Raw genomic sequence first — 24,114 nt, 5'->3', positions numbered from 1 at the left:
GGACATGAAACTCCCTCCTTGTTTTGTTTTATTCTTCTTTTGACGCAGCTGTTTGTTCGCGCACCTGCTTTTGTTTGTTGATATAGTGAATGATAAATGTCACCGCAAATGCAGCGATAATGATAATGAAGAATACAGAATGCGGCATTTCATAATGGAAAGCGCTCCCTGCCATTTTCAGCGCGATAATTCCGATTAACACGAATGCTGTGTTTTCAAGCTCAGGGATTTTATCGATCAGCACAAGGAATACTTTTGCGACTGTACGCATCATTAAAATACCCAGCATACCGCCGATCAAAAGAACCCATACTTTTTCAGATACCGCAAACGCGGCTAAGATGCTGTCCACAGAAAAGGCAAGGTCCATCAGTTCAACTGAAATAACAGTTGCCCAGAAGATCCCGAATGTACGGACCATCCAAGAATTTTTCTTAATACCGTCTGCTTCCTCTTCTTTTTCTCCGATCCAAAAGTGCTTAATGACGAGCCAAGCCAGGTAAAGCGCGCCAAGCACCTTGATCCACCAGAATTTAATGAGAAGCATACCGAGTCCGATGAAAATAAATCGGAAAATATACGCTCCGAATAAACCATACGTTAACGCTTTTTTACGCTGTTTTTCCGGAAGGTGTTTCACCATTACCGCAAGAACTAACGCGTTATCGGCCGATAAAAGGCCTTCCAGCACAACAAGGGAACCGATCAGACCCCAAGAAACCGGATCAGTCAGAACTTCCCCCCACATTTCCCAATCGAAAAATGAAGCATACGTAGACATGATGTGATGTAAAAATTCCAAGTTTTTTCCTCCTATTAATTCAAAACGGTGACTGCTTTATTTGTCACTCGCTTACACCTGCAAACCGTAGTTCCGGCATAATGAAGCAAGGCCGCCGGAAAAACCGCTGCCGATCGCATTGAACTTCCACTCGTTTCCGTGTCTGTACAGCTCACATACGACAACGGCTGTTTCAATGGAGAAATCTTCCCCCAAATCGAAGCGAAGAAGCTCATTCTGAGTCTCTTCATCTGCAACGCGTACAAACGCGTTTGACACTTGTCCAAAGTTTTGGCTGCGTGCTTCCGCGTCATGAATGGTAACTGTGATGCCGATTTTCTCAATGTGAGCAGGGATTTTCGAAAAATCAACGATGATCTGCTCATCATCTCCGTCGCCTTCTCCGGTGCGGTTGTCACCCGTATGGATGACACCGCCGCTCGGGTGCTCAAGGTTATTATAGAAGACGAAATCGAGATCATTCACGCAGTTATCATGCGCATCCACTAAAAAGGCTGAAGCATCCAGGTCAAAATCGTGTCCGCCTGAGTACTTATTTGTATCCCAGCCTAAACCGATCACCGCTTTTGTGAGTCCCGGATTTGTTTTCGTTAAATCCACACGCTGTCCTTTTGCTAATTGAATGGCCATACTGCCTCTCTCCTTTCTGCTCTTCGTAATATGTCTTAACCGACTTGCAAGCCGTAATCTGTTGCGATGCGGGCAAGACCGCCTTGGTAGCCTGAGCCGATAGCGGAGAATTTCCATTCGCCGTTGTGTCTGTAAAGCTCTCCAGCGATAATTGCCGTTTCAATAGAGAAATCTTCCGCAAGATCGTAACGAATAAGCTCTTCATTTGTTTCTTCATTGACAATGCGTACAAACGCATTTGACACTTGTCCAAAGTTTTGGCTGCGCGCTTCCGCTTCGTGAATCGTGATAACAAATGAGATTTTGTCGATATTGGCAGGTACGGCGCTGAGATTGACTTTTACATTCTCGTCATCACCCTCGCCAAGGCCTGTCAGGTTATCGCCTGAATGAACGACTGAACCGTTTCCGCCTTCAAGCTGGTTATAGAAAATAAAATCATTTTGAGATGCGCATTTTCCAGACGCATCTAAAAGAAACACACTTGAGTCAAGATCAAAGTCATGTCCGCCGTCATACTTATTCGTATCCCAGCCCAAACCGACAACAACCTTTGAAAGACCCGGATTCGTTTTTGTTAAATCTACTTTTTGTCCTTTTGCCAATGAAATTGCCATGTTTCATCCACTCCTTTTTCTTTTATACGTATCGGTTGACAATATCTTCTAATCTTGTATCGTTTGTGCCTTCGCCGACCGCCGCGAATTTCCACTCACCGTCCTGGCGGTAGATTTCAGCCGTAATCAGGCTTGTTCTGCCGGCATAATTGTCTTTCAAGTTGTATTTGAGCATTTCTTCATGATTCGATTGATCAACAACACGGATAAAAGCATTTTGAATCATGCCGAAATCCTGTTTTCTTCTTACGCAATCATAAATATTCACAACAAATACAAGCTTATTAATGTTGGCAGGCACTTTCGCCAAATCAATTAAAATCTGCTCATCATCGCCCGCTCCGTCGCCTGTCAGGTTGTCACCTGTGTGCTTGACACTGCCGCAGCGGCTTTTCAGGTTTCCAAAATAAATGACATTTTTCTTATCAGTGAACTTGCCGTTTTCCAGCATCAGCACTGATGCGTCACAGTCAATATTTGGTCCGCCTCCGCCGAGCAGCTTTCCAAAAAAGCCGCCGCCTGATGAAACAGGGTCCCAGCCGAGACCGACCATCAATTTTGACAGACCCGCTTTTCCTTTTGTTAAATCAATTCGCTGACCTTTTTCTAAAGAAATTGCCACACGATTCACTCCTAATCATCGAAATGTGAATATAGTCACATTTATTTTTACGTACAAACGTAACTTGAATGCCGTAAATTATTAATATATACGTTTTTTATTATATCAAAGTTTCGTAAAAGTTTAGAATAATTGACGAAAATCCTCGAAAAAAATCTCCCATATTTGATATATCTTTAGCAAATCATATGAATGACGGATCTTAAACAAACCATTTGACGTGAGCGAGTCATTTTGCCTATTCTTGTATCACATTCTAAAAAGCAACGGAAAGGAAGCGGCCTTTTGATTCATTTAAGCATACTTGATCAGGCACCTGTTTCTAAAGGAGAAAGCCCCGTGACAGCCCTTCAGCATTCGGTTGAGCTGGCCGGACGAAGTGAAGAGTGGGGCTATAAGCGTTATTGGTTTGCCGAACACCACAGCACGAAAGGACTGGCAAGCACGGCACCGGAAATTATGATCGCACGCATCGCGGCTCACACCAACAAGATTCGTGTCGGGTCTGGCGGTGTGCTTCTGCCTCAGTACAGCCCGTTTAAGGTGGCCGAAACCTTTCGCCAGCTTGAGGCCTTGTATCCGAACCGGATTGACCTCGGCCTCGGGCGTTCGCCTGGCGGAACGACGAAAACCCGGCTCGCCTTAACCGACGGCATCAAAAAAAGCTTAACGGATTTTAACAGACAGCTTCAGGATGTCTCTTATTTCCTGACCGATTCGCTTCCCGCCGGGCATCCGTATGCCGGGATCAAAGCAGCGCCTCTTATTGATACAGTGCCGGAGCTTTGGGTGCTTGGATTGGGGGAAAACAGCGCAAGGCGAGCAGCCCATCAGGGAATCGGATATGTATTTGGACATTTTATCAACTCCGAACGAGGGGAAAGCGCGTTTCGCGTTTATCGTGAAAACTTTCAGCCATCAGCCCATTTCACATCTCCAGCCGCACTGTTTACGATCTTTGTCATTTGCGCAAAAACAGATGAAGAGGCAGAGGAGCTCGCGTTAAGCCAAGATTTGTGGCTTCTTCGCGTCGGGAAAGGCTTGGACAGCAGGGTGCCAAGCCTTGAGGAAGCGAAAGCATACCACTATACCGAATCAGATAAAAACCAAATACGAGAAAACAGAAAACGCATGGTCATCGGTTCTCCAAGCACTGTAAGACAGCAGCTTCTAGAGCTGGCTGACCGCTATGAAACATATGAAATGATGGTTCTTTGCAATGTGTTTGACTTTGAGGCGAAAAAAGAATCATATGAGCGTCTTGCAGAGTTATTTCTATAAAAAAAGCAGTTTTTCCTGAAGGAAAAACTGCTTTTTATTTTTACCTGCGCCCTTTTTTACGCTGGGTTTCTTTTTTGATAAACGTCCATATCCCTTGAACTGCAAACCCGATCAAGAGCAGAACAATTAACAGCAGAGTAATGGAAGGCCCTGGCGGTGTGCCGAGCTGATAAGATGATGTCAGCCCCATAAATACACTGAATAAGGAAATGAGGATGGCTGACATAAATACCATATTAAAGCCTTTTGCGATTCTAATGGCGAAAGCTGCCGGCAATACGAGCAGTGCCGATACGAGCAGTACGCCGATAATCGGAATAATAACTGAGATCGCAAGACCAGTGACAATACTGAATGACATCGACAGAATGTTTGTATTGATTCCGGACGTTTTGGCTGTTGCTTCATCAAATGTCAGCAGGTAGAGCGGCCTTTTTAATACGATAAAATAGAGCAGGATCAACAATGTAATGATGCCGATAATATAGACCTGCTGCTGGTTAACCGTCACGAGCGACCCGAATAAGTACTGGTCAATGCTCATAGTGGCCGCGCCTTTCGAAAGGCTGATTAAAAACATCGCGAAGGACAGACCCGCCGCCATTAAAATAGCAATCGATACTTCCGAGTATGTCCGATATGCCCGCCGCATGTATTCAATTCCGACCGCGCCGATGGTCACAACGACTATGCTCGCCGCGGTAATATTGGTGCTGAGGAAAAAGCCGATGGCCACACCCGACAGTGAAATATGCGAGAGTGTGTCAGCCATTAAGGCCTGCCTTCTAAGCACAAGGTATACCCCTAGAATCGGGGCCATGATGGCGATCATGCCGCCTGCTAGAAAAGCTCGTCGCATGAATTCCAAGTCAAACATTTCCATCCGCCTTTTTCTCCTCTCTCTAATCGAATCACTTTATCTAAAAACTGCTGTACTTCATTTTGTTCATGAGTGACCATCACAACTGTGCGATTGTGATTTTTCACCAAGTGGTGCATGAATTCGTAAAACCCTTTTCTGCTGTCATAATCAACCGCTGTGGTCGGTTCGTCCAGCATTAGGAGATCGGGATTGCTGGCAAGCATTCTGGCAATACAGATTTTCTGTTTCTGGCCGCCCGACAAGTCACCGATTTTCCGGTGGCGAAGCTCCCACATTTCCACCATTTTCAGGGCTTTTTCTACTTCGATATGATCTTCTTCATTCAAACGTTTAAACCATTTCCCTTTTGTGTACCGGCCGGATTGGACAAGCTCAAGCACGGTGCTCGGAAAACCTGCATTAAATGAAGAAATTTGCTGCGGGACATACCCTATAGTCAGACGTTTGCCGTCTGCATTCTTTTTACTGATTGTTACTGTGCCTTCCCACGGTTTCAGCATGCCGAGCATCACTTTTATCAGCGTTGATTTAGAAGCGCCGTTTGGACCTGTAATGCCGACAAACTCGCCGCTTTCAATATCAAGAGATACTTTATCCAACACAGGCGTGTGGGAATAGCCAAACACGATATCTTTCAATGAGACGAGATTCATGTCAATCTTCCTTTCTCACAAAGAAATAGTGTGCACCCTCCGGCGCACACTATCTTTTTATTTATCCAATAGTGAATCTTTCAGGGCATCGAGGTTTTGTTTCATGATGTCGATGTACCCTACACCTTTATCCTGTTCTTCTTTGCTTAAGCCTTCCAGCGTATTCAGCACTTCTGTTTTCGCGCCGATTTCACTGGCTAGCGTATCTGCAACCTTGGAGGATGCAACTTCTTCAAAATATATGATTTTCACGTCATGCTCTTTGGCATACGTTTTCAGTTTTGCTAAGTCAGCTGCACTCGGCTCTTGTTCAGGAGAAAGCCCCGCAATCGGAACCTGAGTCAGGCCGTATTCTTTTGCCAAATAGCCAAAAGCTGTGTGCTGTGTGATAAATTCTTTTTTCGCCGCTTTTTTTACGGTTGTACGATATAGTTTATCAAGATCCTGCAGTTTTGCAATATATTCTTTACTATTTTTCTCATAGTATTCTTTGTTATCCGGGTCTTGCTTCACGATTTGCGCAGTAATATTTTCAACTTCCTTTTGCGCTAAAACAGGGCTGAGCCATACATGGGGGTCCATTTCATGGCTGTGTTCATGCTCTTCGTGATCTCCATGTTCGTGTTCATGCTCATGTTCGTGTTCTTCTTCAGAGCCCTCCATTAAATCAATGCCTTTGCTCGCATTTACGAAAACCGCGTGATCTTGGCCCATGCTTTTTTCGGTTGAAGGAACCCAGGTTTCCATGTATTTGCTATTATAAACGAACAAATCTGCGTCCTGAATGCTTGCAATATCCTTCGGCGTCGGCTCCCAGTCGTGCGGTTCGACTGAAGATGGAATTAATAGATCCACATCGCCCTTATCTTTCACAATTTGTTTCGTAAATTCATACATCGGGTAGAACGTCGTGACAATGTGCAGTTTATCACTCTTTGAATCCGTTGACCCTTTTGTTGATGAGTTGCCGCATGCCGCGACCAATAAGAAGCACGCTGCAATCACAAACAAACCGCTCCATTTTTTAAACATAACGAATATCCCCTCTTTTTCACAATGACTTTAAATCAAAATGATAACGATTTTGTAATCCTATATAATAATAAACCGAAGTCATTACGTTTTGCAAGATTAATTTTATGTTAACGTTATGTTTTTATTATTTCCGTTTGCAGCGCAAATATATGTACTGAAAAACCCGGCAAACTGCGCCGGGTTGACTTCTTATTCTCTTTCATTCAAAAGATATACTCTGCTCTCGTAAGGCTGAAACACCATTTCATCAGCAATATCACCGTTTTTATAATTGCTGAGAAGAAGGGACGCCTGGTCCTTGCTGCAAAGCTCCGGCCAGTGGAATACAGCCTGCTCTTTTGAAAAATTATTTACCACCAAAAGCTGCTGGTTGCCATTCCCCCTAACGTATACAAACAGCTGCGGATCATCTGGGAGCAAGAGATCGTAGCTTCCTTTTATGAGATCTGCATACTGCTTTCTCAGGCTAATCACCTTTTTGTAATAGGCTAAAATGGAATCGGGGTCTGCCTCCGCTTCCTCAGCATTGACGGATGTATAGTTCGGATTGATCTTCAGCCATGGCGTACCATCCGTGAATCCGGCATTCTTCCCGCTGCTCCATTGCATCGGCGTCCGGGCATGATCCCGGCTTTTGGCCAAGATAGAAGCCATCACTTCTTCAGGATCATAGCCGTTTTCAAACACCCGTTTATGATACATATTGATCGTTTGGATATCTTTGTAGTCCTCAATTCTCATAAACGGCGCGTTTGTCATGCCGATTTCTTCTCCTTGATAAATATACGGCGTGCCTTTCATAAAATAAAGGACAGTAGCAAGCATTTTCGCGGACTCTTTGCGATATCTCCCTTCATCTCCGAAACGGGAAACGATCCGCGGCTGGTCGTGGTTGCACCAAAACAGTGTATTCCAGCCTTTATGTTCAAGCGTCTTCTGCCACTTTGATAATACGGATTTTAAATCAGATAGCTCCAGGGGCTTCAGATCCCAATGTTGTTTTCCCGGCTGCTGGTCAAGCTCCATATGCTGAAAGTGAAAAATCATATTCAGTTCATGCTTATCAGTTCCCGTATACGTCAAGCCTTCCTCCGGTGTGACAGAGCCAACCTCGCCGACCGACATGACATCGTATTGTGAAAATACTTCATCTGTCATCTCTTTTAAATAGTCATGGATACGTTCGCCGTTCGGCTGGAAGGGTTTCGGTTCTGCGCGCTGATTGACGTAGTCCTCATATGAAGGAAGGAACTCTTTCTTTGAGATCAGATGAAGCTGGTCTATGCGCAAGCCGTCGACCCCTTTATCGAGCCAAAACTTCATCATGTCATATACGGCTTGGCGAACGTAAGGATTTTCCCAGTTTAAGTCAGCTTGTTTGACGGCGTTCATGTGCAAATAATATTCGCCAGTGTGCTCCTCATATTGCCAAACCGGACGCCCGTAGTCTGACACCCAGTCCGTTGGCGGACCGTTCTTTGTGCCGGGGCGCCATAAGTAATAGCTGCGGTACTTGCTGTTTTTGTCCAGCTCCGCTTCTTTAAACCACGGATGCTCGACTGAAGTGTGGTTTAGGACAAAATCCATGACAAGCTTTAAGCCGCGCTGATGCACCTCGTCAAGCAGATCATGAAAATCCTCCATCGTGCCGTAAGAATCCATAATCGTCTTATGGTCAGTTACATCATAACCGTAATCAACATTTGGAGAAGGATAGATGGGACATATCCAAATCACATCTGCCCCAAGCTCCTTTATGTAGTCCAGCCGGGAAATTATTCCCCGCAAATCCCCGATCCCATCTCCATTACTGTCCTGAAAACTTCTTGGATATATTTGATAAACGACTGCATCCTTCCACCAGTCTTTTTTCATCCCGCACTCCCCCTGTTTTTCTTTCTACTCGAGCTGAGACGGATAGAGTGTCATTCCGCCGTCGACAAACAGTGTTGTACCGGTCACATAACTCGCTTCTCCTGATACGAGCCAAGCCGCTGCAGCCGCCACTTCTTCCGGTTGTCCAAAGGCTCTCATCGGAATTTTTTTCAATTGCTTTTGTCTGTTTTCTTCTTTTTTCGTGTCGACGTTGGACTCTGTGGCGATGGTGCCCGGTGCTATTGCGTTGACGCGAATTCCCTTGTCTGCATAGTTAAGCGCCAGCGTTTCCGTCATCATCTTGATGCCGCCTTTAGAAGTTGAGTATTGAATATTGACTGGGCGCGGAATCTGCTGATGAACACTTGAGATATTGAGCACGTTTCCTTTGATATTGTTCTTCATCATGTGATTGAGCGCGGCTTTTGCCCCCATAAAGGTTCCTGTTACGTTTACATCAATGACTCTTTGCCAATCTTCAAGGCTCATCTCATGCGGCATGGCTTCTGCACCGTTGAAGCCTGAATTGTTCACCATTACATCAAGCGTGCCAAAGTGCTCCAAAGCGGCATCCATTAGCGCCTGAATCCCTTCTTCCTTTGACACATCCGCTTCGACTACGACGGCTTTTCCTCCGTTTTGCTTAATGATGTCCACTGTTTCATTGGCTCCTGACGGGTCGCTGTGATAATTCACAACCACATTCATTTTCTCCTGTCCAAAGCGTTCCGCAATGGCTCTCCCGATTCCTTTTGAAGAGCCTGTTACGATGGCTGTTTTCCCGATTAAATCTTTATACATAAATGATTTCCTCCTCTGATTTTCCTTTGTGTACTGGAAAATACCCTGTTTTCCCGGGTTGAAAACAGCATAAAAAAAGCAGAGAACCTTATCGGTTCTCTGCCATCTCTTATTGGAAGCGCTGCTCGGCAAGTGTCTTTTTTATGTCCATCAGCCTGCGGTAAAAGAAAGCGGCGGACTCATAATTTTGCTGCTGATTGAAGCGTTCTGCCGCGTCCTGCATCAGCTCTTCTGCATCAGCGAAAAGCTGGCGGGATTCCAAAAGGTCAAAGCATTCTTCGAGCACCTTCCTGTCGCCGCTGCCAAGATAAAGCTCATGAATAAGGCGGAATTTTGTTAAGTACATGTCATCCGCCCATTCTGCCGCGCTTGTAACCCCGTGTTGATACGTCTCTATTGCTTTGTCGTATTTTCCTTCTTTACAGTAGATATGTGTCAGTGAAAATACAGCTTGAACGGTCTGCTGAAATTTGTGCTTTTCAAAAATGGCGGCGGCCTTCTTAAAATAGCCCTCCGCTTCGCTAAGATCTCCCAAGCTGTACTTACAGTGGCCTACGTTATAATGAGCCGCAGCAATCATGTATGCTTCCTCAAGCTGACTGGCATAATCCAAAGCGCTGCACAGGTGCTTGAGCGCCTTTTCGTGATGATAGACATCCGTCAAATTTCCGGCAATGATAAATTCACACTGCACGCGGCGGCGGCCGTACAGTTCGTATTTCGTATAGATATCAAGCGCCTGGCTTGCATAATTCATCGAAAAATACGTTTGTTTGATGTGATAATACACTTCTGCGACCTTAAAAAGAAATTCAGCTTTTTCAATCTCATCTTCCACATACTCCAGCTTTTCCTCGGCGTGCTTATAATGATCAATGGCTAAAATGAAATTTTTCTGCTTAAATTCGTACATCCCTCTGAAATAGTAAAAATAATATTCTAATAAGCCCGTCAGTTTTTGCTGATTGCTTTCAATTTCATTCAGCATGTCAGAGAACGGAGGCTCGGTGTCGCTGTCTTTCACCGGCATCAGCTTGTCCAGCATGATCCGATGCCGAAATTCCATCAAAGAAAAATATAATAGTAAATCCTGATTTTCTTCCATGTCTTCTAATTCGTACTCGATCTCCTGCTTTAATGCTTCTGCTTGATCTGCTTCAAACGCGCGAATGTGTTTATACCATTCGTTTAGTTTTACCGCCACTTCTTCAGATGGAATCTTTGCTCTCAATGATCTGCCTCCTTCCTCCTGCTACTATTTATGTTATATTTTATCATAGCTATTCTCTTTTAGAGAGAGTCAATGGCTTAAAACATAACATTCAGCAACTCATGAGAAAGTGAGACCGGTATGAAATTAATAGCAAAAACATCGTTCATCTTATGCCTCCTGTTTGTGGCGGACCTTTGTTTCTCATATGTGCGGCACGCATGGCACTCTCAAACCGCTCTGCAGGACAGGCCTGTTCCTTCCGCTCTTGATCCGATTGTGAAGCAGAATGCCGACACCCTCAAGGCTGCCGCATCAAATAAAGGCATCTCGATCGTGATTACTGAAGGATTCAGATCCTTCAAGGAACAAGACGAATTATATAAGCAAGGACGCACAAAAAAAGGGAATATTGTCACCTACGCAAAAGGAGGGGAATCGTATCATAATTATGGTTTGGCGATTGATTTCGCTCTTCAGAAAAAGGATGGCAGCATCTTATGGGATATGGATTACGACGGCAATCAAAACGGGAAATCAGATTGGCTGGAGGTCGTCACCATCGCTAAAAAACTCGGATTTGAATGGGGCGGGGATTGGGAACGGTTCAAAGATTATCCCCACTTGCAAATGATACCTGACTAGACACCCTCACAGCCTCTTCTTTTTTCTTTTATGCGCGTCAATATATGGAGGATAAATCGGCTTATACACAAGCTTATAATGCTGATGGCTGCCTGCTGAAAAATCAGGCTGCCACTCCAGCCTCACATCAAACGCAGATAAAAATGCTTCTCTCGCTTCGTCGGCTGAAACATCCGGTTTATGGTTGATTGTTTCTAATTGCTCTGGGTCTATATCCGGAGCCATAAAAGCGTCAATTTTTCCGGTTTCCGGGTTGACGATGATGCGGGCAGCACCGAACCGCAGCGGTATTCCTTTATACCAGACAGAAAAATGATTGCGGACCCTGCCTCTTTCATCGATTCGGATTGGGTTCACTCTGAAAAACTCATCTGCTCTTGGATAGAGCGCGTACAAAAACTGAAGCGCTGTCTCTTGGCATTCTTCCGTTGAGTATTGGCCGGAAACTTGATTGTCCATGAAGGAAATAGCTGCTTTTAATTTCCCTGTTTTTTTATCAGTCTTCATTTTGATTGTATTTTTATTTCTCGTTGCAAAATAGCTTCCTATGCTTAAATCCTTCCGCTCGGGTGCAGTACCTTTGCGCCAAGTGCTTCCAAGTTCATCTCCGAAGTCCCTTTCACCGACTTTTTTCATATCAGAAGTAAGTCCCAGCATTTCATATATATCGGTTTCTTCTTTTTTTTCAAGCGGCGGGAGAGGCGCCCCGTTTTCCGTTCTTTCATCCGATATGTGCTGGTCAGGCACAATTTCGTCTACATCCGCTGGATAGTTGTAACCCGGCAAAATCGGTTCATAGACGAGTCTGGGCAATTGTTCATCATCAATGACGTCATACATAAGCCGTAAAGACATTGTATTGACGTAATGGGAAATGACCTTCTCTTTCTCTACGAATTCCTTTGGGATGTCGGCTTTGTTCCCTTCTCCGTAATATAAAAAATGGACAATCTGTCCGCTGCGTGTGATATCTATTAAAAATCCTGAATTGGGGAGCGAGAGGCCCAGCTGTTTTTTTGTATAAACAAACCGGATGTGATGCCCTCGTTCTTCCTTGGCTTGAAAATGAAATTTCATAAATGTGGCCGGATGGTGGGCTGCGGCAAACTGAAGAGCTGTCAGCTTCAGCTCGGCATCTGGGAGCTTTTTGTCCTGCTCGAGGCCGGCGGCTGTTGAAAATGTGAGCAAAGCGCCGTCGCTCGCGAGTTCTACAATAATTTGCTTTTCCGGATCTTCAGGGTCCTTCCAAATGAAGTATGCATGCCCCTTCTTCTTTTGTTTTTGAGCATAATCTTCTATCTCAAGCTCATAGTGCGGCGGTACATTTCCGATCTCTTGCGCCTTCTTTTTCAGCTGTTTGTTTACCAATGAAGTCATCCTTTCAAAGAGTCTACGACAAAGAGAACCTTGTTTATTATATATAAAGACCCTTCTTCTTTTAAAGTGAAGAAAGGTCCTTTTCTATTAAGGAAACTGGATTTCCACATTCTCTCTATTACTTTTTTCATGCATCAGCCAGTACACACGCCGAAAATGTGTGACTTTTGACTGTTTTACAATGCACTTATGACAGCCTCACCAGTATGGGCATCAATCAATTTCGGATATACCGGCTTGTAGACGAGACGATAGCTGTTTTCTTCATCTTCTCCGTATTCGCTCTCCCAGCCAAGCTCCACTTTAAAATGGCGCCAAAAGATAGACTTGGCTTGTTCCGGTGAAATGGATGGAACTGGGTCAACAGCTTTGAGCACTTCAGGGTCAATGTCCGGTCCCATATAAACGGTAATGCGCCCAGTCTGGCGGCTGACGCAGATTCTCACCTGCCCAAACCGAAGCGGAACTCCGTTACAGTGCACGTCAAACGTAAAGCCGGCTGACGAACCTTCTTCACCCTGTTTATCGTATTTGATCTTAAAATATTGATCAGCATTCGGGAATAACGTGAACAGAAAACGAATGGCGATTTTTTCGCACTCTTCCTCGCTTACGGTATTCGGCCCTTTTTCGTCTATAAACGACATAACACCTTCGAGTTTTCCGGTTTCTTTGTTATGGATGGTTCCAATTACATTGTGAAGACGTCCTTCAAACCAGCTGTTAAGACTCTTGTCAGCTTTATCGAGTTCCTGCTCATCCTTGTCCCGCCATACAATCTTTTTTCTGCCGTCCCCTATATCTGCTTCCCTTACTTTTATCAGTCCGCTGTTCAAGCCGATCATGCTGCCAGGGTCTGCATTTTCGTGAATGTCTTCGAATAAGGGAAGGGGAAAGCTTTCTGACTCCACGTAATCATCATCAAATATTTCTTTCTCTTCACTTACATCTGCAGGTACAGCAATGCCCGCCTTTTCAAACTCATACACCAAATGCGGCTGATCGTCTCCGTTTTTGTAGACAGAGCGATGAAGGATCTCAAATAGGAGAGTGACATCTACATCTTTCTTGAAAGAAGCCATTGCTTCTTTTTCATCTGCGACCTGTTCCGGCTTGATTATATTGCACGCTTTCCCGTAATACCGAAAATACACCACCTCCCCTGATAAGGAGACATCAGCCATAAAACCGCTCATAGGAAGCGGCAGTCCGTCTTCCATTTGAACATATGAAAACCTTACTTTGTCATCAAATGCCTCATCATTTTCTTCACGGACAAACGCAGACGGAGCTTCAGGATAATAAGAGTTCACGAACTGAATCAAGATAGCCTCTATTTGGTCTTCGGACAGCTTCTCACTGCTTTCAGGCTCAACATCTCGAGAAAGCCCTTCCAGCTGTCCGTCCGGTCCAAGCTCTACGATGATCCCTTTGTTTTCATCCTGCGGATCTATCCAGCAAAAATACGACCTTTTCTGTTCATCTCCATAATCTTCAATTTCCAGCTTTAAGTGTGTCGGCACACGGCCGATTTCCAGTGCTTTTTGTTTCAATTCCTCTTTTTTCACCAAAGCAGCCCCTTTCTTCGTTCGAATGTCACCCTTCAACTGATTACAAAGTAGTAGTCTAATATACACAAATTTCTGTGTTTTCCAGTTTTACCAGAACATTTTTCACCAAAAATAGTAAGATGAACCTATTCAATATAAAAGCTAATAATCTTAAAATTAATTCCGTTGCAACTTTTTATAGGTCATCAATCGCAAAGAAGGACGGAGTTTCCAGAAATCTGGGTAAAACCATGAGAAAAGAACCGATTTTTTTGGCTGCATCATGTCAATCCATTCAAAAAGATTCAATTCTCAAAGACAAAAGACTCCCCTTTCCCAAAACCATTTGAGGAGGAAAAATGAATGTTTCAGAAAAAAACGTACGCTGTTTTCCTTGTTCTCCTGCTGATGCTGTTTACAGCTGCTTGTTCCGGAAGTAAAACAAGCGCGGAGAAGAAAAGTTCAGAAACAGAAAAAAGCGCAGATACAGCTCAAGTTAAGATCAAAGATGTCTCTTATACACTTCCGTCTCAGTATGATAAGTCAACTTCAGATGATCAGCTCGTGTTAAAGGTAAATGTCGCTGTGAAAAACACAGGGAAAGATCCGCTTAATGTAGACCATATGGATTTCACTTTGTATCAAGGTGATACCAAAATGTCTGACACAGATCCTGAAGACTATAACGAAAAGCTGCAGGGCAGCACGATTAACGCTGACAAATCAGTTGAAGGAAATCTTTTCTTCGTTGTAGATAAAGGCGAAAAATACGAGCTGAATTACACGCCGGAATCTTACGGTGATAAGAAGCCAAAATCAGTTACATTCAATATTGACGGAAAAGACAAAAAAATCCTTGCGACAGCAGATCAGCTCCAAGACTCTGCGAAAGCTTTATCGGCTTATATAGATGTCCTTCTTTTCGGTAAAGATAACAAAGATTTCGAAAAAATCACCGGCGCGAACAAAAATGAGATTGTGAACGACTTTAACGAGTCCGCAAAAGACGGCTACCTCTCAGCTTCAGGCCTTTCAAGCACATATGCGGACAGCAAAGCGCTTGATAATATCGTGAACGGCATTAAAGCAGGATTAAGCAAAAACTCATCGATTCAAGCGAAAACAACTTCCATCTCAAAAGATGAAGCCATTGTAGAAGCTACAATTAAACCAGTCGACGCTTCTTCTCTCTCCGACCGCATCGAGGACAGAATGAAAGACTACTACAGCAAGAATTCAGGTGCGAGCTATGAAGATGCTGTAAAATATGCGCTTCAAGTCTATCCAGAAGAGTTCAAAAAGCTTGGCCCGGCTTCAAGTGAAAAAACGGTTGAAGTGAAAATGAAGAAAAATGACATCGACCAGTGGCAGCTTGATATGGACGATTACAGAGCAGCAGAATTAGTTGAAGCATTCATTAAAGAATAAACATCAAAAGGAAATAGCCTCAGGGCTATTTCCTTTTTTATTTAAAAATCCCGCTGATGAAATCTGCTTCATCATCCGTCAGTTCAACATCTAAGGTTTTCAGGTTATCCTTCAGCTGTTCCGGGCGCTTAGCACCTGGAATGATGGCGTCTACAGCCGGTCTCGTTAACAGCCACGCCAAGGCGACATGAGCCGTCTCTGCTTTCTTTTCTTCAGCTACCGCTTTGAGCTTGTCTACTTTTTTCAGGTTTTGAATAAAGGTTTCTCCCTGGAATTGCGGGTTGTTCTTTCGATTGTCGTCAAAGGCATCATCTTTTGTAAACTTTCCGGTCAGCAGCCCGGATGCGAGCGGGAAATACGGAATAAAAGAAATTCCGTGTTTTTCACAGTATGGGAGCAGCTCCTTCTCAGCATCACGCTGAATTAAAGAGTATTCTGACTGAAAGACCTCCAAGTAGCCGTCCGCATTAAATTCCTGCAATTGCTGATAATTGAGGTTCGAGGCTCCAATCGCTTTGATTTTCCCTTCATCCTTCAGTTCCTTCAGCGTGCCCGCGACTTCCGCAAGAGGTGTCTTGCCATCCGGAAAATGAACATAATACAGATCGATGTAATCTGTCTTCAGCCGCTTCAGGCTCTTTTCCACCTCGCCGCGAAGAAAGTCCCGGCTGTTGTCTAATTCAATGCGGCCGTTTCCTTCTTTATGGGCTCCTTTAGAGGCGATCATGAGCTGATCCCGGACACCGCGTTCCTGAACGACCTCACCGATTAATTCTTCGGATCGCCCTAATCCATATATAAAGGCGGTATCGATAAAGTTCACGCCGCCGTCCAAAGCCGTGCGAACCAAGTCCTTGCCAGTTTCATCATTCAGATTCGGAAACAGATTATGCCCGCCGACCGCATTTGCGCCGAATCCGATCCGTTTCACCTGTAAATTCGTTTTCCCAAGTGCACGTGTTTGATCCATGTCCCTTCTCCTTCCGAAATGATTTGATGAAAAATAGCGCAGGTTCCACTTTTTGTATTAGATATCCTTTTTCTATTTTCCTTCTTTTTTCAGCATACACAAAAAGGAGAAAGTGTATTTCTCCTTTTGCAAGTTTATTTTGGCAAAACCCATTTGTCTTTTAAGAAGCAGGCTCTGGCCAGTAAAAAGAAAATGGCGATGAGCACGACGATGGTTCCGCACGTATATAGAATGGCAGCCGGATTTATCATCCCGAATAATAGCTGTTTAAATAAGGCGTGCAGGTTTAGGAACGGGATGAAAAAGTAAGATAGATCGATTTGATTCGGCGCCTTATTGAAGATGAAAAACATCGGGAATATAGGCAGAAAGACGACAAGAGACATATAGCTCTGCGCTTCTTTTACCGTGCCGGAAATGATGCTGATCAAAAGCTCCATTGCGGCGATCAGCATGGCAGAAAGCACGATGATCAAGGCTGAGGCTCCGATAATGACCCATAAGTGATCTCCCAGCTGAAAGGCTGTTCTTAACTTTTCCGTAAATAAGACGGTGCACAGAATTAAAAAGATCAGTGATAATACGCCAGAGGCTATTCCGAAGGTAGAAACCGCAAGCCACTTGCCGATTAACACTTTGTTTCTGCAGACCGGTGTCAGCAGCAGCGCTTCTATGGATTTCCGGTCCTTTTCTCCGGCAATAATATCAAGAGCGATCGGCATGGCACCGGAAACGATTGATGTTAGAAGCAGCATCGGAAGAATGGCAGAAAGCATGATCGCAGAAACGCCTTGCTCTTCATCTGCTTCTTTTTGTTGAACTGAAAACGGCTGGATCACCGAATGGTCAATATGTTTACTCGTTAAACGTTTTTGCACAATTTCATTTTTGTACTGCTCTAAGGCAGATTGCACAAGCTGCATAGCATTTGATGACCCTTGATCGACCGAGCTGCCGTAAACGTCAACCTTAAAAGTTGTCATACTGGTGATATAAGAATCAAACTCTTTCGGGATGTTCAGATACACATCCGCTTTCCCGTCATCGACCGCCTGTTCAGGTTTTGCGAATGTCTTTACACTGATTTCCTCAATCGCATTCAGCTTGTTTTCCAGCTCTGAAGGCAGGGAGTGGCCGACAGCAATCGTGTACTGCTCCCCTTTGTCCGAAAGCATGCTTTCGTAGAAAAACACAAGGCCCAGCATCGTAATCATCGGAACTAAGATCGTCAGTAAAATTGTTTTTCTGTCCCGTAAAGCGTCGATCATCTCTTTTTTATAAACCTGTCCTACCATTTATGAAATCCCCCTGACCAGCTTAGACATAAAGATGTAGTTCAAATCGTCACTGCGTTCACTCTCGTATAGTGTTTCAAGTGCTCCTCTGTAAATGACCTCTCCGCTGTGCATCATAATGACACTGTCACAGAGCGCCTGAACCTCCTCCATAATGTGGCTGGAGAACAGGATGGTTTTGTGTTCTCTTTTCAGCTGCTGAATAAATTCACGGAAGATGTTGCTTGACGTAATATCTAGTCCTGTCGTCGGCTCGTCAAATAAAATGATATCCGGATCGTGAATCAGCGCCCTGGCAATGGCGACCTTCTGCCTCATTCCTTTTGAAAACCCGCCCACTCTTCGGTCCATATAATCACGCATGCCGAACCGTTTTGATAAATCCTCAATTCTCGCTTTGATTTCATGGCGGTTCAGCCCGTACAGCCGGCCAAAGTACTGTAAATTTTCTTTTGCCGTCATCCGGTCATAGAGTCCTGTTTCTCCTCCGAATAAGACACCGATTCGTTTCTTGACCTCGGCCGGCTGCTTGGCCGTGTCAAAGCCGTCCACTGTGATCGTGCCCTGTGTCGGTTCAAGCAGGGTCGCGACCATTCTCAGCAACGTTGTTTTGCCGGCTCCGTTTTCTCCGAGAATGCCGACGACTTCTCCTTTTTGAATTGTTAAGCTTACATCACGCACAGCTTTGACTACTTTTTTCTTATCTGTAAACCTGCGGCTGCAATCCGTCAGTGTAATCATGTCACAATCTCCCTTTTTGTTATTTCTAGTAATGACTATATACGAAAAGGTTGATTTGTTGGATAAAGTTGTCGCGAAGAGTTCTTTTTATGTCGCGAAATGGGATAAAATAAAGATGATTCTATCTAACTAGGGGAATGATAATGGTAAAAGTCGGACTAGTCGATGATTATCGAGTAGATTTAGAGAAGCTGGAAGCAATCGTGTCCAGAATGCAGGATGTCGAAATTGTCTTTGCCACCGATTCGGCTGAGGAAGCTTACAGCCGGGTGAAGAACGAGGACATCGATCTTCTGCTTGCCGATATTGAGATGCCTCACATGTCAGGCTACGAGCTGGCGGATTTAATCAGATCTCATTCGCTGGATGTGGATGTGATTTTCGTCACCGGCAATAGCGGCTATGCGGTTCACGCTTTTGATCTGAACGTCCACGACTATATTATGAAGCCGTACCACGCCGATCGTCTCAGCTCCTCCTTCGAACGTTATTTCAAAAAGAAAACGGAAACGAGCTTGAACGGGCGGATTTTGATTAAACAAAAATCTAAAATGCATGTGCTGCAAAAGAAGGATATTATTTTCGCCGAACGCACAGGACGGTCAACGACGATTGTGACAACATCTGAAGAAGTGCAAACATATCAAACATTGAACGATATTAAAGGCGATTTGTCGGAGAAGGATTTTCTTCGTTCGCACCGCTCCTTTATTATCAACATTCATTACATTAAACACTTTTCCGCTTATACGAAGCATTCGTTTACGGTTTCGTTTGAGGGAACATCTAAAAAAGCGATGATCACCAAGCAGCAGCTTGATTATTTTCAAAACTATTATTTTTGAGGAGCGCAGGTTGTGATGACTCTGTTTCAATGTCTTTATTTGTTTTTATTCAGTTTCATATTTTATAAGTCGGCGTCCATTCTTTCACACAGCACATCCGTTTCTTGGCTCGCCGCTGCTTTAGGGGCGGCGGCAGCGGTTTTATACATATGGAAAACGAAGCCTATGCAGGATCGCTGTCCCCTTCAGCTCTATTTATGTATCGCCGTGATTCACATTCTGTCGGCGGTGTTTTTGCTGATCGTCGCTTCTGGATTGGCGGTGCTGCTTGTAATGATGATATTCGCGGCAGGTGAATGGCTCCGCATCGGGCTGTGCCGCTCGCTGACAAAGCTTTATGAACAAATCGATCGGCTGACTCAGGCTGAACAGCACGCCAATCGAATGCTGATGGATGTCAGGAGCCGGAATCACGATACAATGAAGCATATCACAGCGCTCAGCTCGGCGCAGTCAGAGCCGGACACACAAACATACATAAACCATTGGGAAGACCAGTACAGTCAATATGACCGTTTTTTAAAAGGAGAGAATGCGTACCTTGCAGGAGTGCTGTATGACTTTCTGGAAAAAGCAAAAGCTTCGAATGTGAACGTTTCACTGCATTTGCATACGCCGCTTTCTTCCCTCCCTTTCTCTCCCGCTGATCAGGTCAGCCTGGCCGGCAACCTATTAGAAAATGCGCTCGACAGCGCCGCAGAGGCCCCTGAGAAAGCGGAGATCAAGCTGGAGACATCACTGCGAAGCGGGCTTTATGTGCTGATTTGTGAAAATACAACACCCGGCATGGAACCGAAAGTGCTCGATACACTGTTTCAGTCATTCGGCCATACGACGAAGAGCGGCACTCATGAAGGAATGGGCACTTATGTGATCCAAAAGCTGGTGAATCAAGCTTTTGGCAAGCTTGATTTTACATATCGCCATCCTGTCTTCCGATTAGAAATCAAAATTCCGTTCCAAAAATAAAAAACCTTGAAAAGCTTGGCTTTTCAAGGTTTTTTGTTTCGTCATTACGATGTTAATGATTGTGCAAAGCGATCGGCTTCATCCTGGAGCGTGCTTTCAATTTCTTTGTAGCGGCTTGAAATTGTTGATGCGCTTACGCCGTATTTTTTCGCTAGTTTAGCTTGGGAAACGGTAGCCCCGTTAAGAGAGATTGCATTCACATAATATTCAACTGCCGCCGCAAAAGCTTCCGGCTTTCTGATGACAGGTGACTTTTTCTCGCAAAACGATTTCCAAATGTCAATGACTGCCGGAATCAGTTCATGCGGATATTCATCTCCGCTCATGCCTTTTTCAATCGCCGCGGCTGTTTCTTTCTCCATGTCGTTTGCCCACTCAACGTTGCTTTCTTGAACAGCCTCCGCTTGCTGCGGCTGTTCATCTTTTTCAGCTAACAGCGCGAAAAGTACGTTGTTGAACTCCTGCTTCATGAAGTCCTCCGGCGTTTTGCCGTTTTTCACTGCAGCATCCGCATATGTCTTCACCTTGCTGATCAGCTCTTCCGTTCTCTTCACTGGGAAGATTGTGAACTGCATAAAGAATTCCGCTTTTTCGGCTGCATGGATCGGATAGCCGAGAATCAAGCTTCCTACTGGCGGGAGGTCTTGATTCGTGACGTCCATTTCCACATCGAATTGCTTTTTCGTAATGACATCTTCAAAATGAATGACTGCTTCTTTCATATCCTTCAGCAGCAATAAAGCAGGCGTCATGCTCTTCCAGGATTCAACGATCTCACGTGTTTTCGGGCGGGTGATCGAATCGCCTTTTCTCTGAAGGTACTCTTCAAAGATCGTTTTGTCACCAGCGAGCGGGTGGAAGAAGATTCCCCAGATTCCCAAATTAAATACACTGATGTCCTTTGTCTGCCTGTCCATAGTAGAAAGAAAATCATGCTGGTTGATAAAACCCGAAATGCTTTCTCTATGTACTGTGAAGGCATACTCCACTAAGTCTTCCTGAATTTGTTTTGCTTCTTTTGCCGCTAATTCTGTCGGGAAGTCGACAACTTTATTTCCGCAGCATTTTTTATATTTCTTACCGCTGCCGCATGGGCAAGGGGCATTTCTTTTCACTTTTCCCACAATAAACCCTCCGAATTCTGTTGTAACTTTTCTATTTTAACAAAAATAACTTCTGAGGGCTTGGTTTCGGGCTAAAAAAGAATTTGGTAATGTGACAGCCTGGTTCATGATGTAAATTTACCTATGACTTTTCCATCAACTTTTGTGATTTAAGACTTATAACCTATTCCCGCTTTAGGCCCTTCTTTTTTACAATCATTAGGTGTTTATCTAAAATTTTTAAGGAAGTGTTTATGTTGGAACTAGCTGGTTTTATGCTGCGCGCCTGCGCTCTTGTGCTTGACGTGATCATTGCGGCCGCAGTGATTTTAGCATCCGGATTTATGTTTGGCGACGGGTCCGCTGGCGTCATCGCTGCCGCCATATTGATGCTGCTTGTGTATCCTTTGCTGATGCCGCTGACAAATTGGAAGGGTACGCTGGGCAAAAAAATCATCGGGCTGCAAATTGTAAGAGACGAAACACACGAGAAAATCTCCCTCCCTCAGGCTATTGTCCGTTACATGATAGCGTGGGTGCATGTGTTTTCCCGCCTGATCTATTTAACAGCCGCATTTACGAAGAAAAAACAAGCCGTTCATGATATGGCTGCGAAAACAATTGTGCTGAAAGCAGAATAACCTTGAAGAATAGGATTCTTCAAGGTTATGTTTCTCATTAGTTCGTATTTTGTCCGCCGCCGTTCAGCCCTTCTTTAATCAGGCTGTTGACTTGGCTGCTGTACAGAAGGCCGATATGTCCGACACCATGAATTTGAACATTTTTAGCCCCGTCTAATTTTGATAAGTAATTCATAACAATCATATCAGCACTACTGTAAACGGATGTGTACAAGATCTTTTGGTTGGGATCTGTACCTGGAAGCGCCTTGCCTGTCACAAGACGATTCGCGCCGCCAAGTGTTACGACGTTTTCAATTTTATTACCGCCATCCAAATTTTTTATGTAGTAAAGCGTGTTAGCGCCGCCCATGCTGTGAGCGACAATATCCACTTTTTTCGCACCGGTTTCATCTAATACCTTTTGCACAAAACGCGATAATACTGGACCGTTGTTTAAGTTATTTCCTGTCTTGTCCCAAAAATCTACAGCATAAAGCTTGTCCCGTGACCAGCCCTGTGATACCAAATAAGTTTTAATACCGGCAAAGTTAAAAGAAGCTCCGCCAATTCCATGAACCATTACCACCGGATTATGTTCAGCGGCTTTCGCTGACGGCTGCATCGCAAACATGGATGTAACTGACAGCACAACAATTGTTACAAGTGCAATGATCTTACCTCTTAAAAGTTTCATAATTTCCTCCTTTTTTTGTAACAAATTCTTAAATTATAATACTTTGCCAAATTAATTAAGTAAAGGGTAAATTTGACTTATTTTTAAAGAAATTTTAAGGTTGAGAGAACATTTCAGGCTATTTTGATCCCGAAAACGCACGAAAAGAAGGCTTTTCCGCCTTCTTTTCTTTAATATTCATTAAAATAGTCTTGGATTTTCCTAGGATCATCTGTTTTGGTGAGCGCGAGCATTAACAATATCCGGGCTTTTTGCGGATTTAAGGAGTTTGATGCCAAAAGGTCGTTTTTCACATAGTCGCCGTTCGATGTGACGACACCATTTCCCGTACGGGTTGAGCGAACCACTGTGACGCCTTTTTTAACCGCTCTGACTGCCCCCTTTTCGGCTGCGTTAGATAAAGATCCGTTGCCTGATCCCGCGAAGACTATACCTTTTGCGCCAGCCTTTACAGCCGCATCAAACAGATAGCTTCCGTCATTTTGGTAGCCGTACAGAATGTCTACTTGCGGCAGTTTATCAAGGCTGGAAATGGAGAACTCCGAATCCTTTGTATGCTTGCGTGTGATTTCATTATGAAAATAAATGTCATCGGCAATCGTTCCGATGTATCCCATTTCTTCTGATTTAAAGGTATCTGTTGCGGTTGTGTTGGTTTTTGTAACATACCGTGCTGAAGCAATGCGGTCATTGAGAACGACGAGCGTCCCTTTCCCTTTTGCCTCTTGTGCGCCGGCCACTTTAACTGCGTTGTACAAGTTGGACGAGCCATCAGCACTGATGGCTGTGGACGGCCTCATCGAACCGACAACAACAATCGGTTTATCACTTTTTACAGTGAGATTCAGAAAATAAGCCGTTTCTTCTAATGTATCTGTTCCGTGGGTCACAACAATACCGTCGACATCTTTTGAAGAAAGCAGTTTGCTGACTCTTTTTCCGAGCTTCAGCAATGTTTTGTTATCAATGTTTGTGCTTCCGACATTAACCACTTGCTCGCCGCTGACATTCGCGATGTCCTTCATCTCTGGCACCGCTTCGATCAGAGACTCAACGCCAACGACACCTGCTTTATATTCAGTTGTAGAGGTTTTTGATTTATTGGCTCCGGCAATCGTACCTCCTGTCGCCAGTATTTTAATAGTTGGAAGGTCATTCTTTTTGGAAGCAGAAGCTGAAGAAACTTTTTGTGTCTGCGTTTTTTCTTTTGGAGATTCTTTTGCTTCAGGAGATTGTGAGCATCCGGTAAAAACAAGCAATAGTGCGGTAAAAAGGATCAGTAAGAGGAATCGTTGTGTTTTCATGTTTTTCTCTCCTTTGGAAGGTAACGTCTCTACGCCTTTTAATAATTGAATATTTCATTTATTCAGTCAAAATGTGCGTCAGGTTATCTCTCAGCTTTTTTATATACTTATTTTATTTTCTTATTCGAGTTTCTTTATCTTGACATTCGATGGGTGAATCA

The 24,114-nt window shown here is 44.2% G+C and carries 24 protein-coding genes; 6 read left to right on the top strand and 18 right to left on the bottom strand.

Annotation, left to right across the window (positions count from 1 at the left end):
* Nucleotides 1-28: 28 nt before the first annotated feature.
* From LJF29_RS16360 to LJF29_RS16345, 4 genes are read right to left on the bottom strand one after another with little or no spacing between them, the layout of a single operon-like run.
* Nucleotides 29-802, bottom strand: coding sequence for a TerC family protein (locus LJF29_RS16360; RefSeq protein ID WP_010332928.1), 774 nt, complete (start codon nucleotides 800-802; stop codon nucleotides 29-31).
* Between the two features lie 51 nt (nucleotides 803-853).
* On the bottom strand, nucleotides 854-1,432 hold the full coding sequence (locus LJF29_RS16355) for a TerD family protein (RefSeq protein ID WP_010332927.1): 579 nt from the start codon (nucleotides 1,430-1,432) through the stop codon (nucleotides 854-856).
* 35 nt (nucleotides 1,433-1,467) lie between these two features.
* Nucleotides 1,468-2,049 carry a TerD family protein gene (locus LJF29_RS16350; RefSeq protein ID WP_010332926.1) on the bottom strand — a complete coding sequence of 194 codons (582 nt, stop codon included), beginning with the start codon at nucleotides 2,047-2,049 and terminating at the stop codon, nucleotides 1,468-1,470.
* Nucleotides 2,050-2,071: 22 nt separating this feature from the next.
* Nucleotides 2,072-2,671: a TerD family protein gene (locus tag LJF29_RS16345; RefSeq protein ID WP_010332925.1), complete on the bottom strand. Its 600-nt coding sequence runs from the start codon at nucleotides 2,669-2,671 to the stop codon at nucleotides 2,072-2,074.
* Between the two features lie 285 nt (nucleotides 2,672-2,956).
* Here LJF29_RS16345 and LJF29_RS16340 point away from each other — a divergent pair, with 285 nt between their 5' ends.
* A complete protein-coding gene (locus LJF29_RS16340) occupies nucleotides 2,957-3,952 on the top strand; it encodes an LLM class flavin-dependent oxidoreductase (protein ID WP_229149660.1) in 996 nt (331 codons plus the stop codon).
* Between the two features lie 40 nt (nucleotides 3,953-3,992).
* On the opposite strand, the gene znuB is transcribed toward LJF29_RS16340, so the two are convergent.
* The 6 genes from znuB to LJF29_RS16310 form a co-directional block, all read right to left on the bottom strand.
* Nucleotides 3,993-4,835, bottom strand: a complete 843-nt coding sequence (gene znuB, locus LJF29_RS16335) for a zinc ABC transporter permease ZnuB (RefSeq protein ID WP_229149659.1) — start codon at nucleotides 4,833-4,835, stop codon at nucleotides 3,993-3,995.
* The gene (gene znuC, locus LJF29_RS16330) at nucleotides 4,793-5,488 is read right to left on the bottom strand and encodes a zinc ABC transporter ATP-binding protein ZnuC (protein ID WP_010332922.1); all 696 of its coding nucleotides are present in this window, start codon (nucleotides 5,486-5,488) and stop codon (nucleotides 4,793-4,795) included. The genes znuB and znuC overlap by 43 nt, the downstream gene beginning before the upstream one ends.
* A 57-nt stretch (nucleotides 5,489-5,545) precedes the next feature.
* On the bottom strand, nucleotides 5,546-6,520 hold the full coding sequence (locus LJF29_RS16325) for a metal ABC transporter substrate-binding protein (RefSeq protein ID WP_168746872.1): 975 nt from the start codon (nucleotides 6,518-6,520) through the stop codon (nucleotides 5,546-5,548).
* Nucleotides 6,521-6,712: 192 nt separating this feature from the next.
* Entirely contained in the window at nucleotides 6,713-8,398 is a 1,686-nt protein-coding gene (locus LJF29_RS16320) for a glycoside hydrolase family 13 protein (protein ID WP_229149658.1), read from the bottom strand.
* A 24-nt stretch (nucleotides 8,399-8,422) separates the two neighbouring features.
* Nucleotides 8,423-9,199, bottom strand: coding sequence for an SDR family oxidoreductase (locus LJF29_RS16315; protein ID WP_229149657.1), 777 nt, complete (start codon nucleotides 9,197-9,199; stop codon nucleotides 8,423-8,425).
* 109 nt (nucleotides 9,200-9,308) lie between these two features.
* Nucleotides 9,309-10,430, bottom strand: coding sequence for a Rap family tetratricopeptide repeat protein (locus tag LJF29_RS16310; protein WP_010332918.1), 1,122 nt, complete (start codon nucleotides 10,428-10,430; stop codon nucleotides 9,309-9,311).
* 120 nt (nucleotides 10,431-10,550) lie between these two features.
* Between LJF29_RS16310 and LJF29_RS16305 the strand changes: the two genes are divergently transcribed.
* Complete coding sequence (locus LJF29_RS16305) at nucleotides 10,551-11,054, top strand: M15 family metallopeptidase (RefSeq protein WP_168746869.1); 504 nt, start codon at nucleotides 10,551-10,553, stop codon at nucleotides 11,052-11,054.
* 6 nt (nucleotides 11,055-11,060) lie between these two features.
* Here the strand turns inward: LJF29_RS16305 and LJF29_RS16300 are convergent, their stop codons facing one another.
* Complete coding sequence (locus LJF29_RS16300; RefSeq protein ID WP_229149656.1) at nucleotides 11,061-12,422, bottom strand: YcdB/YcdC domain-containing protein; 1,362 nt, start codon at nucleotides 12,420-12,422, stop codon at nucleotides 11,061-11,063.
* 185 nt (nucleotides 12,423-12,607) lie between these two features.
* Entirely contained in the window at nucleotides 12,608-13,999 is a 1,392-nt protein-coding gene (locus LJF29_RS16295) for a YcdB/YcdC domain-containing protein (RefSeq protein WP_229149654.1), read from the bottom strand.
* Nucleotides 14,000-14,344: 345 nt separating this feature from the next.
* On the opposite strand from LJF29_RS16295, the gene LJF29_RS16290 reads away from it, so the two are divergent.
* On the top strand, nucleotides 14,345-15,409 hold the full coding sequence (locus LJF29_RS16290) for a DUF4352 domain-containing protein (protein WP_229149653.1): 1,065 nt from the start codon (nucleotides 14,345-14,347) through the stop codon (nucleotides 15,407-15,409).
* A gap of 37 nt (nucleotides 15,410-15,446) precedes the next feature.
* Here LJF29_RS16290 and LJF29_RS16285 read toward each other — a convergent pair whose 3' ends face one another.
* The 3 genes from LJF29_RS16285 to natA all read right to left on the bottom strand — a co-directional run bounded on the left by LJF29_RS16285 (nucleotide 15,447) and on the right by natA (nucleotide 18,415).
* On the bottom strand, nucleotides 15,447-16,379 hold the full coding sequence (locus LJF29_RS16285) for an aldo/keto reductase (protein ID WP_168746866.1): 933 nt from the start codon (nucleotides 16,377-16,379) through the stop codon (nucleotides 15,447-15,449).
* 134 nt (nucleotides 16,380-16,513) lie between these two features.
* The gene (locus LJF29_RS16280; RefSeq protein ID WP_229149645.1) at nucleotides 16,514-17,674 is read right to left on the bottom strand and encodes an ABC transporter permease; all 1,161 of its coding nucleotides are present in this window, start codon (nucleotides 17,672-17,674) and stop codon (nucleotides 16,514-16,516) included.
* Nucleotides 17,675-18,415 carry a sodium ABC transporter ATP-binding protein NatA gene (natA, locus tag LJF29_RS16275; protein ID WP_010332911.1) on the bottom strand — a complete coding sequence of 247 codons (741 nt, stop codon included), beginning with the start codon at nucleotides 18,413-18,415 and terminating at the stop codon, nucleotides 17,675-17,677.
* Between the two features lie 143 nt (nucleotides 18,416-18,558).
* Here natA and LJF29_RS16270 point away from each other — a divergent pair, with 143 nt between their 5' ends.
* On the top strand, nucleotides 18,559-19,260 hold the full coding sequence (locus tag LJF29_RS16270) for a LytR/AlgR family response regulator transcription factor (RefSeq protein ID WP_229149643.1): 702 nt from the start codon (nucleotides 18,559-18,561) through the stop codon (nucleotides 19,258-19,260).
* A gap of 12 nt (nucleotides 19,261-19,272) precedes the next feature.
* Nucleotides 19,273-20,229: a sensor histidine kinase gene (locus tag LJF29_RS16265; protein WP_229149642.1), complete on the top strand. Its 957-nt coding sequence runs from the start codon at nucleotides 19,273-19,275 to the stop codon at nucleotides 20,227-20,229.
* Nucleotides 20,230-20,273: 44 nt separating this feature from the next.
* On the opposite strand, the gene LJF29_RS16260 is transcribed toward LJF29_RS16265, so the two are convergent.
* Entirely contained in the window at nucleotides 20,274-21,353 is a 1,080-nt protein-coding gene (locus tag LJF29_RS16260) for a helix-turn-helix domain-containing protein (protein WP_229149641.1), read from the bottom strand.
* A gap of 236 nt (nucleotides 21,354-21,589) precedes the next feature.
* Here LJF29_RS16260 and LJF29_RS16255 point away from each other — a divergent pair, with 236 nt between their 5' ends.
* Nucleotides 21,590-21,973, top strand: a complete 384-nt coding sequence (locus LJF29_RS16255) for an RDD family protein (RefSeq protein ID WP_229149640.1) — start codon at nucleotides 21,590-21,592, stop codon at nucleotides 21,971-21,973.
* 37 nt (nucleotides 21,974-22,010) lie between these two features.
* Here LJF29_RS16255 and LJF29_RS16250 read toward each other — a convergent pair whose 3' ends face one another.
* Together LJF29_RS16250 and LJF29_RS16245 are read right to left on the bottom strand one after the other, a co-directional pair.
* Complete coding sequence (locus LJF29_RS16250) at nucleotides 22,011-22,649, bottom strand: esterase/lipase family protein (RefSeq protein ID WP_229149638.1); 639 nt, start codon at nucleotides 22,647-22,649, stop codon at nucleotides 22,011-22,013.
* Nucleotides 22,650-22,819: 170 nt separating this feature from the next.
* Nucleotides 22,820-23,953 (bottom strand): type II asparaginase, encoded by a 1,134-nt coding sequence (locus LJF29_RS16245; protein ID WP_229149637.1) that lies wholly within the window; start codon nucleotides 23,951-23,953, stop codon nucleotides 22,820-22,822.
* Nucleotides 23,954-24,114: the final 161 nt, after the last annotated feature.

The sequence above is a fragment of the Bacillus sp. LBG-1-113 genome, assembly GCF_020708615.1.
Classification (GTDB): Bacteria; Bacillota; Bacilli; order Bacillales; family Bacillaceae; genus Bacillus; species Bacillus mojavensis.
Note: the sequence above shows the minus strand (reverse complement) of the source record. Positions and strands in the feature narration are given on the sequence as shown.

Excerpts from the sequence above, each read along its gene's own strand:
- znuB (WP_229149659.1), bottom strand. The coding sequence starts at position 4,835 with ATGGAAATGTTTGACTTGGAATTCATGCGACGAGCTTTTCTAGCAGGC.
- LJF29_RS16290 (WP_229149653.1), top strand. The coding sequence starts at position 14,345 with ATGTTTCAGAAAAAAACGTACGCTGTTTTCCTTGTTCTCCTGCTGATG.
- LJF29_RS16245 (WP_229149637.1), bottom strand. The coding sequence starts at position 23,953 with ATGAAAACACAACGATTCCTCTTACTGATCCTTTTTACCGCACTATTG.
- natA (WP_010332911.1), bottom strand. The coding sequence starts at position 18,415 with ATGATTACACTGACGGATTGCAGCCGCAGGTTTACAGATAAGAAAAAA.
- znuC (WP_010332922.1), bottom strand. The coding sequence starts at position 5,488 with ATGAATCTCGTCTCATTGAAAGATATCGTGTTTGGCTATTCCCACACG.
- LJF29_RS16270 (WP_229149643.1), top strand. The coding sequence starts at position 18,559 with ATGGTAAAAGTCGGACTAGTCGATGATTATCGAGTAGATTTAGAGAAG.
- LJF29_RS16285 (WP_168746866.1), bottom strand. The coding sequence starts at position 16,379 with ATGGATCAAACACGTGCACTTGGGAAAACGAATTTACAGGTGAAACGG.
- LJF29_RS16250 (WP_229149638.1), bottom strand. The coding sequence starts at position 22,649 with ATGAAACTTTTAAGAGGTAAGATCATTGCACTTGTAACAATTGTTGTG.
- LJF29_RS16355 (WP_010332927.1), bottom strand. The coding sequence starts at position 1,432 with ATGGCCATTCAATTAGCAAAAGGACAGCGTGTGGATTTAACGAAAACA.
- LJF29_RS16325 (WP_168746872.1), bottom strand. The coding sequence starts at position 6,520 with ATGTTTAAAAAATGGAGCGGTTTGTTTGTGATTGCAGCGTGCTTCTTA.
- LJF29_RS16320 (WP_229149658.1), bottom strand. The coding sequence starts at position 8,398 with ATGAAAAAAGACTGGTGGAAGGATGCAGTCGTTTATCAAATATATCCA.
- LJF29_RS16305 (WP_168746869.1), top strand. The coding sequence starts at position 10,551 with ATGAAATTAATAGCAAAAACATCGTTCATCTTATGCCTCCTGTTTGTG.
- LJF29_RS16315 (WP_229149657.1), bottom strand. The coding sequence starts at position 9,199 with ATGTATAAAGATTTAATCGGGAAAACAGCCATCGTAACAGGCTCTTCA.
- LJF29_RS16280 (WP_229149645.1), bottom strand. The coding sequence starts at position 17,674 with ATGGTAGGACAGGTTTATAAAAAAGAGATGATCGACGCTTTACGGGAC.
- LJF29_RS16350 (WP_010332926.1), bottom strand. The coding sequence starts at position 2,049 with ATGGCAATTTCATTGGCAAAAGGACAAAAAGTAGATTTAACAAAAACG.